Here is a 14,978-nt window from a genome sequence, read left to right as displayed (position 1 = left end):
GCAGGTCTACTTTTTGGATTCATCAACCCAAGCAGATTTAGCAGAGTCCCATTGCAAAAAGAAACAGCTGTGTTCACCGGTATGACAAGCGATTCCGTCCTTTTGCTCAACCATCAATAAGATCGTATCGCCATCGCAATCTAGGCGAATTTCTTTTACCTTTTGAGTGTGACCAGATTCTTCGCCTTTATGCCAAAGCTTTTTTCGAGACCGCGTCCAGTAAATGGCCTCGCCTAAACGCAGGGTAGCTAATAAGGCATCGCGATTCATCCAGGCCATCATCAAGATATCTTTACTGCCGACTTCTTGTGCGATTACTGGAACTAAACCTTGCTCATTCCATGCCACAGCATCAAGCCAAGCGCCGGCTTGTAACGACTGGGCATGGGTGAAGGTGCTCTTGAGATTGCTCATGCCCTAACTTTACAGCGAATCTAGAAATACAGCCTAAATACGAACGGGAATTCCTTGGGCAGCCATATATTCTTTTGCCTGCCCTACGGTGTACTCACCATAATGAAAAATGCTGGCTGCCAATACGGCATCGGCATGGCCTTTAGTAATCCCATCGACTAAATGCTGTAAATTGCCAACGCCACCCGATGCGATCACCGGCACAGATACTGCATCGCTCACGGCCGCAGTTAAGGCTAAATCAAAACCGTCTTTACTACCGTCACGATTCATACTGGTCAGCAAAATTTCACCGGCGCCACGTTTGGCAACCTCGCTGGCCCACTCGACCACATCAATTCCAGCCGCTGTTCTGCCACCATGGGTAAAGACCTCCCAATTGCCAGCAGCAGTTTGTTTGGCGTCAATTGCGACCACAATGCATTGGGAGCCGTAATAAGCGGCAGCATCAGAAACTAAATCTGGGTTAGCAACTGCAGATGAATTCATGCTGACTTTATCTGCGCCAGCATTGAGCAGTCGACGCACATCAGCGACTGCGCGTACACCTCCACCAACAGTTAAAGGAATAAATACCTGAGAAGCAACATCTTCAATGATGTGCAAAATAAGATCACGGCCATCGGATGTAGCAGTGATATCTAAGAAAGTAAGTTCGTCAGCACCCTGGGTGTCATAACGTTTAGCGATTTCCACAGGATCGCCTGCATCGCGCAAACCAAGGAAGTTGACACCCTTAACAACCCGCCCTGCAGTGACATCGAGGCAAGGAATGATTCGCTTCGTTAACACTAGATAATTTTCTTTGCGTACTGGAGGGTTAACTCGTCCGCATATTTTTGAGCGGCCGCAAGATCAAGATCTCCAGCATAGAGAGAGCGACCTGCAATAACACCCATGACACCCTCTTCTTCCGCCTTGCAGAGTGCTTCGATATCTTTATTATTCGAGAGGCCGCCACTCGCAATGACTGGAATACGAATAGCCTGAGCGAGCTTAATGGTGGCCTCAATATTGACACCCTTGAGCATGCCATCACGACCAATGTCGGTATAGATGATCGCCTCAACACCCCAGTCTTCAAACTTCTTAGCAAGATCAATCACTTCATGTCCGGTGATCTTGCTCCAACCATCTGTAGCCACCTTGCCGTCACGTGCATCTAAGCCCACCATGACATGGCCAGGAAATGCAGTGCATGCGTCTTGTACAAAACCAGGATTCTTCACTGCGGCAGTGCCAATGATCACAGTACTAATGCCATCATCCAATAAACGCTCAATTGTTTCGAGATCACGAATGCCGCCACCCAATTGCACAGGAATCTCATCGCCAACTGCTTTAAGAATCGATTTGATGGCAGATTCGTTTTTAAGCTTGCCTGCAAATGCGCCGTTAAGATCGACTAGATGTAAACGACGCGCGCCTTTACTAATCCAGTGTGCAGCCATGGCACCAGGATCCTCAGAGAAAACCGTGGCTTTATCCATATCGCCTTGTTCAAGTCGAACGCAGTGGCCGTCTTTGAGATCAATTGCAGGAATCAGCAGCATAACTAAAGGTTAAAAGTATTAAGGTTGCCAAGAAACAAAATTTTGGTAAAGCTTTAATCCGTATTCTGCACTTTTTTCTGGATGAAATTGTGTAGCAAAAATATTATCTCGCGCAACTGCAGAAGTAAACCAATCGCCGTACTCGGTAGAGCCTGCAATATCTTCTTTGCGTTGCGGCACAACATAGTAGCTATGGACGAAATAAAAACTCGTAAGATCAGGAATACCGCTCCACAAGGGGTGTTTAGAGTCTTGACGCACCTGGTTCCAACCCATATGTGGCACTTTATAAGCAGAACCATCAGCCTGCTTTTTACCAGCCAACTCAAAACGGCGAACTTCGCCGGGAATCAAGCCTAAACACGGAGTCCACTGATTCTGCTTTGTTGTTCGCACTTCAGCGCTTTGATCAAAAAGCATTTGCTCCCCTACACACACTCCGAGTAGGGGCTTGTTTTTTGATGCCTCTAATAGGGCCTCCAATAAACCAGACTCTGCGAGATGCTTCATGCAATCTGGCATTGCACCTTGACCGGGCAAAACAACACGATTTGCAGAACGAATTTCTTCAGGATTGTGGGCAATTAATACATTGTCATCCGGAGCTACATGATGAAATGCTTGATATACAGAACGGAGATTACCCATTCCATAATCAACGATCGCAATAGTTTGCGCCAATTTAGCTTATCTTTCGCTGTTGTCTGCAGAGCAACTATGGGGTGTCTAAATTAGAGACTGCCTTTAGTTGAAGGAACGGCACCAGATGCCCGTGAATCAATCACTACAGCCATGCGTAAAGCGCGGCCAAAAGCCTTGAACACAGTTTCAATTTGATGGTGCGCATTGATGCCACGCAGATTATCAATGTGCAAAGTCACTCCCGCGTGATTTACAAAACCACGGAAGAACTCAATGCTGAGATCAACATCAAAGTCGCCTACCCGGGCACGAGTAAATGGCACGTTGAATTCCAATCCTGGGCGGCCAGAAAAATCAATAACGACACGCGAGAGGGTTTCATCCAAAGGCACATAGGAATGGCCATAACGGGTAATACCCGCTTTATCGCCTACCGCCTTAGCAAAGGCCTGACCCAAGGTAATTCCTACATCTTCTACGGTGTGGTGATCATCGATATGGGTATCGCCATTTGCGACTACTTTGAGATCAATCATGCCGTGACGGGCAATCTGATCCAACATATGATCTAGAAAAGGAACACCAGAGGCCAGCTCAGCCTTACCAGTACCATCTAAATTGATGGAAATTTGAATTTTGGTTTCCGAAGTGTTTCGGGTAACGTCGGCTTGCCGCATGCTTCATTGCGCCGCGAGGCGAAGTGTTGATTGAAGCCTCATAATATCATTCCTAGAAGAGAAATAAATGCAGATACTGCTTCACTTTTATTCTGATTTTTGAGCTGAGTACCCTAATGAGCCGTTTTTGGAGCCCCGTTGTTCAAACCTTAACCCCTTATGTCCCGGGGGAGCAGCCTCAAATGCAGCGGCTGGTAAAACTCAACACGAACGAAAGCCCATATGGTCCCTCGCCCAAGGCTCTTGCCGCGATTGAGGCACAGAACAACGAAGATTTACGCCTTTATCCTGATCCAGAGGGCGCTGCGCTTAAACAGGCTATTGCTAAATTGCATGGTCTGAACCCAAACCAAGTGTTTTTAGGAAACGGCTCTGATGAAGTCCTGGCCCATGTTTTTGCAGGCCTTCTCAAACATAACAAGCCAGTTCACTTTCCCGACATCACTTATAGCTTCTACCCTGTCTACTGCAAACTATTTGGTATTGAATACAAAATGGTGCCACTAGCAAATAGTTTTGAAATCGAGATTGCTGACTACAGCGCTCCAAATGGTGGAATTATTTTCCCCAACCCAAATGCGCCCACTGGTCGATCTATTCCCCGTTCTGAAATCGAATCCTTACTCGCTCGAAACAAAGACTCTGTCGTGGTGATTGATGAAGCGTATGTCGATTACGGTACAGAGTCTTGCATTCCGCTATTGCGTGGTGACGCTTGCCCAGAAAATCTTCTAATCGTTCATACCCTTTCTAAGTCACGCGCACTTGCTGGTTTGCGCGTTGGTTTTGCAGTTGGGCACCCCGTCTTGATAGAAGGTTTAGAGCGCGTCAAAAATAGCTTCAACTCCTATCCCCTGGGTCGCCTTGCACAAGCAGGCGCCATTGCTGCCATCGATGATCAAGCCCACCTTGAGCAAACCTCTAAGAAGGTTATACAAACACGCACTAAGTTAGTGAGCGAGCTAAAGGCTTTAGGCTTTGAAACGCTGCCGTCAACTGCAAACTTTATCTTCACTCGCCACCCGCAACATGCTGGAGTAAAACTCTATCAAGCCCTGCGAGATCGTGGCATCATCGTGCGCCACTTTAAGCTACCACGCATAGAAGATTTCTTGCGCATTACGATTGGCACGGATGTACAAAGCGGCGAACTCGTCGCCACTTTAAAAGAAATTCTAGCTTAATTTAATTCGAGTTTATTTTCAAAATGCGTCTGGATTTATTTCTTCAGACGCATTTCAGCTGCACGCGCATGGGCCTGCAAGCCTTCGCCGTGGGCCAGAGTACTTGCAACTGATCCTAGAGTCTGAGCACCGGCCTCACTCACTTCGATCATGCTAGAGCGCTTAATAAAATCGTACACGCCTAATGGCGATGAGAAACGGGCTGTGCGGGCTGTCGGTAGGACGTGATTCGGGCCAGCACAGTAATCACCAAGGGACTCACTCGTGTAGTTACCCATAAAGATCGCACCGGCATGACGAATTTTCTCTGCCCACTTGCGAGGATCGGCCGCGCAAATTTCTAAATGCTCTGCGGCGATCGCATTGGCGATTTCGCAAGCTTCACCCATATCCCTGACCTGAACGAGGAGTGCGCGATTAGTCAAAGACGCCTCAATTACTTTAGCTCTTGGCATCTCGGGAAGAAGCTTATTCATACTGGCTTGCACTTGTTCAATAAACGCAGCATCTGGACAAAGCAAAATAGACTGGGCCTGCTCATCGTGCTCTGCTTGAGAAAACAGATCCATCGCAATCCAATCGGGATTAGTTGAGCCATCGCAAAGGACCAAAATTTCTGAAGGGCCCGCAATCATGTCGATGCCGACAATCCCAAATACTCTGCGCTTAGCTGCAGCAACATAGGCATTACCCGGACCAACAATCTTATCTACCGATGGGATAGTCTCAGTGCTATAGGCCAACGCACCAACTGCCTGCGCCCCACCAATCGTAAAGACACGATCTACACCTGCCAAATAGGCAGCAGCCAATACCAATGGATTGCGTGCGCCCTCGGGCGTTGGCACAACCATGATGACTTGCTCAACGCCAGCCACTTTCGCCGGAATGGCATTCATCAAAACAGATGATGGGTATGCAGCCTTACCGCCGGGAACATAAATTCCAACCCGATCGAGTGCAGTCACTTTTTGGCCTAAGCGGGTACCATCTGCCTCTTCATATTCCCAGGAGTGACAACCCGCTTCAATCTTTTGTTTTTCGTGATATGCGCGCACTCGTTGTGCGGCAATATCCAATGCGCTCTTTTGCTCTGCTGATAAAGACCGATAAGCCTGCTCTAAGTCTTTAGAGGGAATCTCTAACTCAGAAACGCTAGCAACATTTAAACGATCAAATTGATTGGTGAAGTCCAAGACTGCTGCATCACCCCTCCCCTTGATTGCTAAAAGAATCTTAGCGACGGCAGCATCAATTGCCTCATCGTCAGCCATAGGCAGCGAAAGGCTGGAGAGCAAGATTTCTTTAAAACCCGTATCTTGGCTATTGAGGCGCTTGACTTTGATTTGTGCAGACATTTCAGTAGGAAACAATATTGCGTTTTACTTCAGCAACTCAAAAATAGGTTGCAGCTGAGCGCGTTTGCGTTTGTATGAAGCTTGGTTCACCACTAGGCGCGCACTGATATCCGCAATTGGCTCGACTTCAACCAAGCCATTCGCCTTAAGCGTGTTGCCCGTTGAAACTAAATCCACAATCGCATCTGCTAAACCTACAAGCGGGGCCAACTCCATAGAACCATAAAGCTGAATCGTATCGATATGCACACCCTTATTAGCAAAGTGTTCGCGTGCACAGTTAAGGTACTTCGTAGCCACCTTTAAACGGGAGCCCTGCTTCACTGCTGCTGCATAGTCAAAGCCTTCACGCACAGCAACCGACATGCGGCACTTAGCGATATTGAGATCGTATGGTACGTAAAGACCGTCGGTCCCTTTTTCCATCAGCACATCTAAACCTGCGACTCCGAAATCAGCACCCCCAAATTGCACATAGGTAGGCACATCCGAGGCACGCACAATGATCAAACGTACATCCGGATTTGAGGTCTCAATAATGAGTTTGCGCGACTTTTCTGGATCTTCCTTCGGCACAATGCCGACCTTGGATAGGATCTCTGCAGTTTCTTCGAAGATGCGCCCCTTGGAGAGGGCTAAAGTCAATTTCATGGACCAATTATCCATCAGGCTTACTTTATGCGCTCAATCTTTGCGCCCAATAGTGTCAATTTCTGCTCCATGCGGTCATAGCCACGATCTAAATGGTAGATCCGGTCAACCTGAGTTTCACCCTGAGCCGCTAAGCCAGCAATCACTAAACTAGCGGAGGCGCGCAGATCAGTCGCCATCACAATTGCGCCCGAGAGCTTTTCTACGCCCTGCGCAATTGCAGTATTTCCCTCAATCGCGATGTCAGCGCCCAAGCGATTTAACTCTTGAACGTGCATAAAACGATTTTCAAAAATTGTTTCAGTAATCGTTGAGCTACCTGCTGCGACAGCATTTACAGCCATCAATTGTGCCTGCATATCCGTTGGGAAGGCCGGGTACTCTGAAGTACGAAAACTCACAGCCTTGGGGCGACTCTGCATCGATGCCTTAATCCAATCAGGGCCAACCTCCATTTGTAAGCCAGCGTCTTTTAATTTCACCATCACTGCATCTAGTGTGTCAGGGCGGCAATGCTTCACAAGCACTTCGCCACCGGCAGCAGCAACCGCGCACAGGAATGTGCCTGCCTCAATACGATCTGGAATGACTGAATGCTCAGCGCCATGAAGTTTTTCAACGCCCTCAATTACTAAACGGTCAGTGCCAATCCCAGAAATCTTTGCGCCCATCTTCACTAACAACTCAGCAAGATCGCCAACTTCTGGTTCGCGGGCCGCATTTTCGAGAATCGTTGTGCCTGAGGCTAAGGTCGCAGCCATCAATAAATTTTCTGTGCCCGTTACGGTAATCATATCGGTCAAAATCGATGCACCCTTTAGGCGATCTGTTGGTGACTTTGTCTCAGCTTGGATATAACCACTCTGAATCTTGATGCTTGCACCCATAGCCTTTAGGCCCTTGATGTGCTGATCTACAGGGCGAGCGCCAATAGCACAACCTCCCGGCAAAGAAACCTTAGCACTATACATTCTGGCTAAAAGTGGACCTAGAACCAAAATGGAAGCGCGCATGGTTTTCACCATCTCATACGTTGCTTCTGAACTCTTAATCACCGCTGCGCTTAGCACTAAATGACTGCGATCATTCGCATCAGGAAAATTGATGGTGACACCAATTTCTTGCAAGAGTTTGAGCATCGTGCGCACGTCCTGCAAGTCTGGGACATTACGTAGCACCACTGGTTGATCAGTTAGTAAACATGCGCAAAGAATTGGCAGAGCCGCATTTTTAGCCCCCGCGATCACTACCTCACCTTTGAGGGGTGTGCCGCCAACCATTCGTAATTTATCCATGAAACGATTCCACTAGAGACTTATTGAGTTCTGTTATTAATATTTTAGGTGGCGGAGTTTTGAGCAAACTCTTCTGGGGTAAATACTTTCATCGATAAAGCATGTACCTCTGCTTTCATGCGATCACCCATAGCACCATATACCAATTGGTGACGCTGCACCAAACGCTTGCCCTCAAATTCTGGGCTAACAATGGTTGCAAAGAAATGCTGGCCATCGCCTTCGACTTGAATATGGGTGCAGACAATTCCTTGCTGAATGTAGCCCTCAATTTGTTCTGGGGTTGGCAACATACTTCTCTCCTAATAAAACTAAATAGTGCAAATCATTAATGGCGGAGCTTGTAGCCCTTTTGTAACAGGCGCAAAGCAATCACTGAAACGACAATAAAGAAGCAAGCAACGATTGCCAAACTATTCCACGGAGAAATATCAGAAATCCCGAAGAAGCCGTAACGGAAACCATCAATCATGTAAAAGAATGGGTTGAAATGGGACACCGCCTGCCATGCTGGCGGAAGAGAATGAATTGAGTAGAAAACACCTGACAACATGGTGGCGGGCATGATGATGAAATTTTGAAAAGCAGCCAGTTGATCGTATTTATCGGCCCAGATGCCAGCAATCAATCCTAAACTACCTAAAATAGCGGCACCCAAAAATGCAAAAGTCAAAATCCACAATGGGAACTCTATTGCTGGCAAGCCATACCAAGCGGTAATCAAAAACACGCCGAAGCCCACCACTACACCACGAAATACAGCCGCCAAAATATAAGCTGCATAGAATTCAAAATGGCTCAAGGGGGCAAGCAAAACGAATACCAAGTTACCCGTAACCTTAGACTGTATTAAGGATGAGGAGGTATTTGCAAACGCGTTTTGCAAAACGCTCATCATGACCAAGCCGGGTATTAGAAATGCCGTGTAACTTAGACGGCCATACACTTCTCTGCCTTCGAGTACATGACCAAAAATCATGAGGTACAAAATGGCCGTTAATACTGGAGCAGCTACAGTCTGAAATCCGACTTTATAAAAGCGCAGTATTTCCTTGCGCAACAATGTTGGAAAACCACTGCCGTACTCTAAGGAAGGTCTACTTAGCCCATGCTTCACAAAGCACCTCCGGACATAATATTGACAAAGACCTCTTCCAAATCTGTCTTACCTTCGCCATCTTTTTTTACTGAACCATAACGAGTCAACAGGTTGGCAGTGGTATCTAAGGCAACAATCTTGCCTTGCTTAAGCATGGCAATGCGCTGACATAAGGCTTCTGCCTCTTCTAGGTAATGGGTAGTCAACACAATTGTGTGGCCATCTTGATTGAGTCGGCTAATAAATTGCCATAGAGACTGGCGCAACTCCACATCTACGCCAGCAGTAGGCTCATCCAAAATAATTACTGGTGGCCTGTGTACCAATGCCTGGGCAACTAAGACACGACGCTTCATACCACCAGACAATGAGCGCATATTGCTATCTGCTTTTGCTGTGAGATCAAGGTTTGCAATGATCTCGTCGATCCAGTCATCGTTATGACGAATACCAAAATAACCCGATTGAAAACGCAAGGTTTCACGAACAGTAAAGAAAGGATCAAATACCAATTCTTGAGGAACAACGCCCAACATGCGGCGAGCCTCACGAAATGCCCTCTGAACATCTGCGCCCATAATGGCTGCATGACCCTTGCTTGGAGTAACCAAGCCTGCCAAGATAGAAATCAGGGTAGTTTTACCAGCACCATTGGGGCCGAGTAAGCCAAAGAATTCACCCGGCTCAATGGCCAAAGAAACATCATCCAGAGCCTGAAGTGCTCCGTAATATTTAGATATATTTTTAATTGAGATTGCTGGATGCATGCTGTTACAAGCCTAGCAATGCAGATACACCGTAGACACTGGCCAAGACTTTTAACTTTTCAGGGGCATGCTCAATAACAAGGGAGCGTCCATCAGCCTGTAATTTCTTTTGCCATGCCAATAGAACAGTTAATACAGTGGAATCAAAATCTTTTAGTGAATCGCAATCAATTGCTCGTAGATTAGGCAAATTTAATAAGCCTTCTTTTTCAAGCTGCAGGGCATTTTCCTGCGTTACTGTCTTAGGCAAAGAAAAAGTCATTGTCAAATGTCTAAATGAATCTTGCTATTAATTTGTTGGCTTAGCGCTAGCCAACTGCTTATTGCGATCTTGCAAGAACTTTACGAGACCATCAATTCCATTTTGGCTAATTTGGTTTGAAAACTGATTTCGATAAGCCTCAACCAACCAAACGCCCATGATGTTCATGTCATAGACTTTCCAGCCCTTCTCTGTTTTCTCAAGGCGGTAATCCAAGGGCACTGGGTCTCCACGACCAAGGACAACGGTTTTGACAACCACTTCCTTATCGTCAGGGGCGGCACGAAGCGCCTTAAATTGCACAGTTTGGTCACGCAATTGACTCAAGGCACCAGAATATGTGCGAATCAAGAGATTTTTAAATTCCATCACCAATTGGTTCTGTTGTTCAGGGCTTGCTTTTTTCCAATTAGGGCCCATTGCCATTTCTGTTGTACGACGCATATCTGTAAACGGAACAATTTTCTTCTCAACCAAGTCCACAATCTTTGGAATATTGCCCTTCTGAATATCAGGGTCAGCCTTCACAGAAGCCATGACATCGGTCACCACCATTTTGATTAAGGCGTCTGGAGCAGTCGCTTGATCAGGGGTTTGAGCAAAAACTGCGCCAGAAATAAGAAGCAAGCCTGCTACCAAATGCTGGGAAATTATTTTGTAACTTTTCATATACACCTGTCTCACTATTTATTCGTATGGATTCTGGTAAACCGGCATCGTAGGCTCTTCATCATCTCGCCCTTCATTAATCTGATACTGACGACGCTGAATGTAAGCATCACGCATAAAGCTGTATTTATCTATTGCAGCCCCATCCAATAAATCACCAGCTTCGTAATAGGTATTGCGAGCATTCACTACACGTAACCCAGTAAGGCTGTTACGCAAACCCACTGGATGGATGTATTTGAAGAAGTAATCCGTCTCCAAGTCGGCAACGGTACCGAAGGTATCGCGTACGTTACTAGGCCCAAAGAATGGCAACACTACATATGGGCCAGCAGGAACACCCCAGACGCCAAAGGTTTGCCCCCAGTCTTCCTTGTGTTTATCTAAACCGCCCGGAGTGGCCATATCAATAAAACCGCCCAAACCAAAGGTGGTGTTGACGACGACGCGCATCAAATCATTAAAGGCATAGTCAGGCTTACCCTGCAACATGTTTTGCAAAGCTGTGTAGATATCGTTGTAGTTGCTGAAGAAGTTGTAAATACCTTCGCGGACAAATTCAGGCAAAACGAAACGATAGCCAGCAACAACTGGCTTCAAGACATAGGCATCCAGCCCCTCGTTAAATTCAAAGACCGAACGATTAAAGGGCTCCCAAGGATCTTGTGGTGAGCGCTCAACGCCTGCAGGTATTGAGGCACAGCCTACTAGGACTGTTGCCAAGCCCAGTAATGCTAGGCGCTTGAGCTTATGCTGCAGACCAGAGGGCCATAACTTCATTTTGCCGCGCCCTTATCTTGACCGCTATCTGCAGCCTTGTTGTAAAGGAATTGACTAATAAGGTTTTCTAAAACAATCGCCGATTGAGTCTGGGAAATTTTTCCACCATCCGCCAAAAAGTCATCTGAGCCACCCGCTTCTAAGCCGATGTATTGCTCACCCAATAATCCTGAAGTCAAAATTTTGGCCGCAGAATCTGTGGGGAACTTATAAGACTCTTCAATGGTCATCACGACAGTTGCTTGATAGGTTTTATCATCAAAAGAAATATTGGCAATACGACCAACCACCACGCCAGCACTCTTCACGGGCGCACGAGGCTTTAAACCACCGATATTGTCAAAGCGTGCAGAAATTTTGTAAGTTGGTGCAAATGACACTGCATTCATATTGCCAACCTTTAGTGCAAGAAATAAAGCTGCCAACAAACCAATGGCAACAAAAATTCCTACCCAAATATCAATTGCACTTTTTCTCATAAGAGCCCCAGTTTATTCTTTCTAGTTCGAGAACATCATTGCGGTTAGCAGGAAATCCAATGCTAAAACCGATAAAGAGGAAATCACCACCGTCCGAGTGGTGGCTTGTGATACGCCCTCAGGCGTAGGCTTCGCTTCATAGCCTTGATAAAGGGCAATAAAGGTCACTGCTACACCAAAGACCATGCTTTTGATTAGGCCATTGCCAATATCTGAAAAGAGGTCTACTCCACCCTGCATCTGGGACCAAAAGGCCCCAGAATCAACGCCAATCAAGGGGACGCCAACAAAATAGCCCCCCATCACGCCTACCGCGGTAAAAATCGTTGCCAAAATTGGCATGGAAATAATGCCAGCCCAAAGCCGAGGGGCAATCACCCGACCCAATGGGTCAACCGCCATCATTTCCATTGCACTGAGCTGTTCGCCAGCCTTCATCAAACCAATTTCTGCGGTCAATGAAGTCCCAGCACGACCAGCAAACAATAGAGCAGTAATCACTGGGCCTAATTCACGAGTCAAGGAAAGTGCCACCAATAAACCCAATGCCTGCTCTGAGCCATACCGATTTAAGGTGTAGTAACCCTGCAATCCCAGCACGAATCCCACAAATAAACCGGAAACCGCAATGATCACAAAAGAGTGATTGCCAACAAACAGGATTTGATCTACGACTAACCGAGGTCTTTTGAGCAAAAATCCCGAACGCAAAATCACTGCTACAAACATTCTCGCTGCAAGACCAAGGCTACTTAAGTTACGGCGAACAAAAAATCCAAGGTCACCGAATAAATCGAGAAGTTTATGAAGGGCAACCATTAAACACTGACCCCAAAATCTTCTGCCAAGCTTTGGCCTGGATAATGGAAGGGTACCGGACCATCAGGTGCTGCATCCAAAAACTGCCTCACAAATGGATCTGTAGAGCGACTTAATTCATCCGGCGTACCTTGCGCACCAATGCGGCCATTCGCAATAAAATACACATAGTCAGCAATTTCAAAAGTTTCTTCAACATCGTGGGTAACCAGTAAACTCGTGGCTCCCAGGGCGTTATTAAGATCCCGTATCAAGCGTGCGGTAATTCCCAGGGAAATTGGATCTAAGCCTGCAAAGGGCTCGTCATACATGATGAGCGGAGGATCTAAAGCGATGGCGCGCGCAAGTGCAACACGTCTCGCCATGCCACCAGAAATTTGTGATGGCATTAAATCACGGGCGCCGCGCAACCCGACTGCATTTAACTTCATCAATACTAAGGAGCGCAAAAGGGCTTCGCTTAGATCGGTGTGCTCACGCAAAGGAAAGGCGACATTTTCAAAAACACTGAGATCGGTAAATAATGCGCCAAACTGAAATAGCATGCCCATACGGCGGCGAGCAGCCATTAATTGATCGCTATTCATCTTGCCAATATCTTTACCTTCAAACAATACTTGGCCAGATTGAGCAGTAAATTGACCGCCGATTAAACGCAGAATAGTAGTTTTGCCGCAGCCTGATCCTCCCATGACCGCGACTACTTGGCTGCGACGAAACTCCATATTGAGGCCCGACAAAATCTGTCGCTCACCTGGAGCATAAGAAAAGTCCACATCCTGAATAGAAACGACAACTTCGCCTACTGATTGCGTGCTTGGATCCAAAGAGTTTAGGTAGACAGTGTTCATATCCCCGATATTATCGGGGTAAAACAGATGACCCCATTAAATACTCATCTACTGCCTGAGCACATTGACGCCCCTCACGAATTGCCCAAACCACCAAAGACTGTCCGCGACGCATATCACCAGCTGCAAACACCTTTGGAATGTTGGTTTGGTAAGCATTTTGGCCATCTACTGTAGCTTTGGCATTACCACGGGCATCTTTTTCAACACCAAAAGCATTGAGAACCTGTTGCACTGGAGATACGAATCCCATTGCCAACAGTACTAAATCTGCCTTGATCTCAAATTCAGAGTTGGGAACTTCAGCCATCTTGCCGTCTTTCCATTCCAAACGGACACCAATCAGCTTTTCTACTTTGCCGTTTTTACCCTCAAAACGCTTTGTGCCTACCGACCAGTCACGATCACAGCCCTCTTCATGGGAAGAAGAAGTGCGCAATTTTGTTGGCCAATAAGGCCATACCAAAGGCTTGTTCTCCACTTCCGGAGGCTGTGGGAGCAATTCAAACTGGGTAATTTTTGTAGCGCCATGGCGGTTCGATGTGCCAACGCAATCTGAACCAGTGTCGCCACCACCTATGACTACAACATGTTTATCAGTAGCACGAATTTCATTTTTGAAGTCGCCAGCATTCTCTTTATTTTGCGGAATCAAAAACTCCAATGCATAGTGCACACCCGCCAACTCCCGACCTGGAACAGGTAAATCGCGTGGCTGCTCTGCACCACCGGTAATGACTACCGCATCAAAATCCTTCATTAATTGCTCAGGCGAAACGGTTTTTGTGGAGTAATTTTTTACTTCGGCGCCCATGGCTTCTTTGCCAACAAAAACACCCGTTTCAAATTTCACGCCTTCAGCTTGCATTTGTTCCACGCGACGATCGATCAACCACTTTTCCATTTTGAAATCAGGAATACCGTAGCGAAGCAAACCGCCAACACGGTCATTCTTCTCAAATACAGTCACATCATGACCAACACGCGCCAATTGCTGAGCGGCTGCCATACCTGCAGGGCCGCCACCAACGATAGCGATTTTTTTACCGGTCTTAGTTTTGGATAGCTGAGGCTTAACCCAACCATTCTCCCAGCCCTTATCAATAATCGCATGCTCTATGGATTTAATTCCAACCGCATCATTGTTAATACCGAGGGTGCAAGCAGCCTCGCAAGGCGCCGGACAAATACGACCAGTGAACTCTGGGAAATTATTGGTTGATTGCAAAACATCTAAAGCATTCTTCCAGTCGTTATGAAATACCAAATCGTTGAAGTCAGGAATGATGTTGTTAACCGGGCAGCCGTTATTACAGAACGGAATGCCACAATCCATACAGCGAGCACCCTGAACTTTTGCTTCTTCATCAGTTAATGCGGCAACGAACTCTTTGTAATGGTGGAGACGTTTAACGGGCGCTTCGTATGTTTCATCGACGCGCTCAAACTCCATAAAACCAGTGACCTTACCCATATCT

The 14,978-nt window shown here is 46.7% G+C and carries 19 protein-coding genes; 1 reads left to right on the top strand and 18 read right to left on the bottom strand.

Translation table 11 applies throughout. The features are described 5' to 3' along the window. Positions 1-6 precede the first annotated feature (6 nt). Genes hisI through hisB form a run of 5 tightly spaced genes read right to left on the bottom strand, consistent with a single transcriptional unit; the run spans position 7 to position 3,286 of the window. A complete protein-coding gene (hisI, locus tag AOC07_RS00605; protein WP_215357715.1) occupies positions 7-414 on the bottom strand; it encodes a phosphoribosyl-AMP cyclohydrolase in 408 nt (135 codons plus the stop codon). 33 nt (positions 415-447) lie between these two features. Beyond that, positions 448-1,206 (bottom strand): imidazole glycerol phosphate synthase subunit HisF, encoded by a 759-nt coding sequence (gene hisF, locus AOC07_RS00600; RefSeq protein ID WP_215357712.1) that lies wholly within the window; start codon positions 1,204-1,206, stop codon positions 448-450. Further along, the gene (gene hisA / locus AOC07_RS00595; protein ID WP_215357709.1) at positions 1,206-1,967 is read right to left on the bottom strand and encodes a 1-(5-phosphoribosyl)-5-[(5-phosphoribosylamino)methylideneamino]imidazole-4-carboxamide isomerase; all 762 of its coding nucleotides are present in this window, start codon (positions 1,965-1,967) and stop codon (positions 1,206-1,208) included. The genes hisF and hisA overlap by 1 nt, the downstream gene beginning before the upstream one ends. Before the next feature lie 18 nt (positions 1,968-1,985). Further along, positions 1,986-2,648: an imidazole glycerol phosphate synthase subunit HisH gene (gene hisH / locus AOC07_RS00590; RefSeq protein WP_215357707.1), complete on the bottom strand. Its 663-nt coding sequence runs from the start codon at positions 2,646-2,648 to the stop codon at positions 1,986-1,988. A 50-nt stretch (positions 2,649-2,698) separates the two neighbouring features. After that, positions 2,699-3,286, bottom strand: a complete 588-nt coding sequence (gene hisB, locus AOC07_RS00585; RefSeq protein ID WP_215357705.1) for an imidazoleglycerol-phosphate dehydratase HisB — start codon at positions 3,284-3,286, stop codon at positions 2,699-2,701. A 116-nt stretch (positions 3,287-3,402) separates the two neighbouring features. Between hisB and hisC the strand changes: the two genes are divergently transcribed. Further along, complete coding sequence (gene hisC, locus AOC07_RS00580) at positions 3,403-4,470, top strand: histidinol-phosphate transaminase (protein ID WP_215357703.1); 1,068 nt, start codon at positions 3,403-3,405, stop codon at positions 4,468-4,470. Positions 4,471-4,505: 35 nt separating this feature from the next. On the opposite strand, the gene hisD is transcribed toward hisC, so the two are convergent. The 13 genes from hisD to AOC07_RS00515 are packed head-to-tail and all read right to left on the bottom strand — an operon-like array spanning position 4,506 to position 14,974. After that, the gene (gene hisD, locus AOC07_RS00575; protein WP_371816717.1) at positions 4,506-5,843 is read right to left on the bottom strand and encodes a histidinol dehydrogenase; all 1,338 of its coding nucleotides are present in this window, start codon (positions 5,841-5,843) and stop codon (positions 4,506-4,508) included. Between the two features lie 9 nt (positions 5,844-5,852). Further along, positions 5,853-6,479, bottom strand: coding sequence for an ATP phosphoribosyltransferase (hisG, locus tag AOC07_RS00570; RefSeq protein WP_215293484.1), 627 nt, complete (start codon positions 6,477-6,479; stop codon positions 5,853-5,855). 20 nt (positions 6,480-6,499) lie between these two features. After that, positions 6,500-7,774 (bottom strand): UDP-N-acetylglucosamine 1-carboxyvinyltransferase, encoded by a 1,275-nt coding sequence (gene murA / locus AOC07_RS00565; RefSeq protein WP_215357700.1) that lies wholly within the window; start codon positions 7,772-7,774, stop codon positions 6,500-6,502. Positions 7,775-7,818: 44 nt separating this feature from the next. Then, positions 7,819-8,067 (bottom strand): BolA family protein, encoded by a 249-nt coding sequence (locus AOC07_RS00560; protein ID WP_215293482.1) that lies wholly within the window; start codon positions 8,065-8,067, stop codon positions 7,819-7,821. A 35-nt stretch (positions 8,068-8,102) separates the two neighbouring features. After that, complete coding sequence (locus AOC07_RS00555; RefSeq protein WP_215357698.1) at positions 8,103-8,891, bottom strand: ABC transporter permease; 789 nt, start codon at positions 8,889-8,891, stop codon at positions 8,103-8,105. Continuing rightward, on the bottom strand, positions 8,888-9,640 hold the full coding sequence (locus AOC07_RS00550) for an ABC transporter ATP-binding protein (protein ID WP_215293480.1): 753 nt from the start codon (positions 9,638-9,640) through the stop codon (positions 8,888-8,890). The genes AOC07_RS00555 and AOC07_RS00550 overlap by 4 nt, the downstream gene beginning before the upstream one ends. Positions 9,641-9,644: 4 nt before the next feature. Further along, on the bottom strand, positions 9,645-9,902 hold the full coding sequence (locus AOC07_RS00545; protein WP_215293479.1) for a lipid asymmetry maintenance protein MlaB: 258 nt from the start codon (positions 9,900-9,902) through the stop codon (positions 9,645-9,647). Positions 9,903-9,929: 27 nt separating this feature from the next. Continuing rightward, positions 9,930-10,571, bottom strand: coding sequence for a phospholipid-binding protein MlaC (locus AOC07_RS00540; RefSeq protein WP_215293478.1), 642 nt, complete (start codon positions 10,569-10,571; stop codon positions 9,930-9,932). 18 nt (positions 10,572-10,589) lie between these two features. Next, the gene (locus tag AOC07_RS00535; protein WP_215357696.1) at positions 10,590-11,351 is read right to left on the bottom strand and encodes a VacJ family lipoprotein; all 762 of its coding nucleotides are present in this window, start codon (positions 11,349-11,351) and stop codon (positions 10,590-10,592) included. Further along, positions 11,348-11,830, bottom strand: coding sequence for an outer membrane lipid asymmetry maintenance protein MlaD (mlaD, locus tag AOC07_RS00530; RefSeq protein WP_215357694.1), 483 nt, complete (start codon positions 11,828-11,830; stop codon positions 11,348-11,350). Before mlaD ends, AOC07_RS00535 begins: the two co-directional genes overlap by 4 nt. A 21-nt stretch (positions 11,831-11,851) precedes the next feature. After that, entirely contained in the window at positions 11,852-12,649 is a 798-nt protein-coding gene (gene mlaE, locus AOC07_RS00525; RefSeq protein ID WP_215357692.1) for a lipid asymmetry maintenance ABC transporter permease subunit MlaE, read from the bottom strand. Beyond that, positions 12,649-13,500 (bottom strand): ABC transporter ATP-binding protein, encoded by an 852-nt coding sequence (locus AOC07_RS00520; protein WP_215357690.1) that lies wholly within the window; start codon positions 13,498-13,500, stop codon positions 12,649-12,651. Before AOC07_RS00520 ends, mlaE begins: the two co-directional genes overlap by 1 nt. 10 nt (positions 13,501-13,510) lie before the next feature. Beyond that, positions 13,511-14,974, bottom strand: a complete 1,464-nt coding sequence (locus tag AOC07_RS00515; RefSeq protein ID WP_215357689.1) for a glutamate synthase subunit beta — start codon at positions 14,972-14,974, stop codon at positions 13,511-13,513. Positions 14,975-14,978: the final 4 nt, after the last annotated feature.

Source organism: Polynucleobacter sp. UB-Raua-W9, assembly GCF_018687435.1.
Classification (GTDB): Bacteria; Pseudomonadota; Gammaproteobacteria; order Burkholderiales; family Burkholderiaceae; genus Polynucleobacter.
Note: the sequence above shows the minus strand (reverse complement) of the source record. Positions and strands in the feature narration are given on the sequence as shown.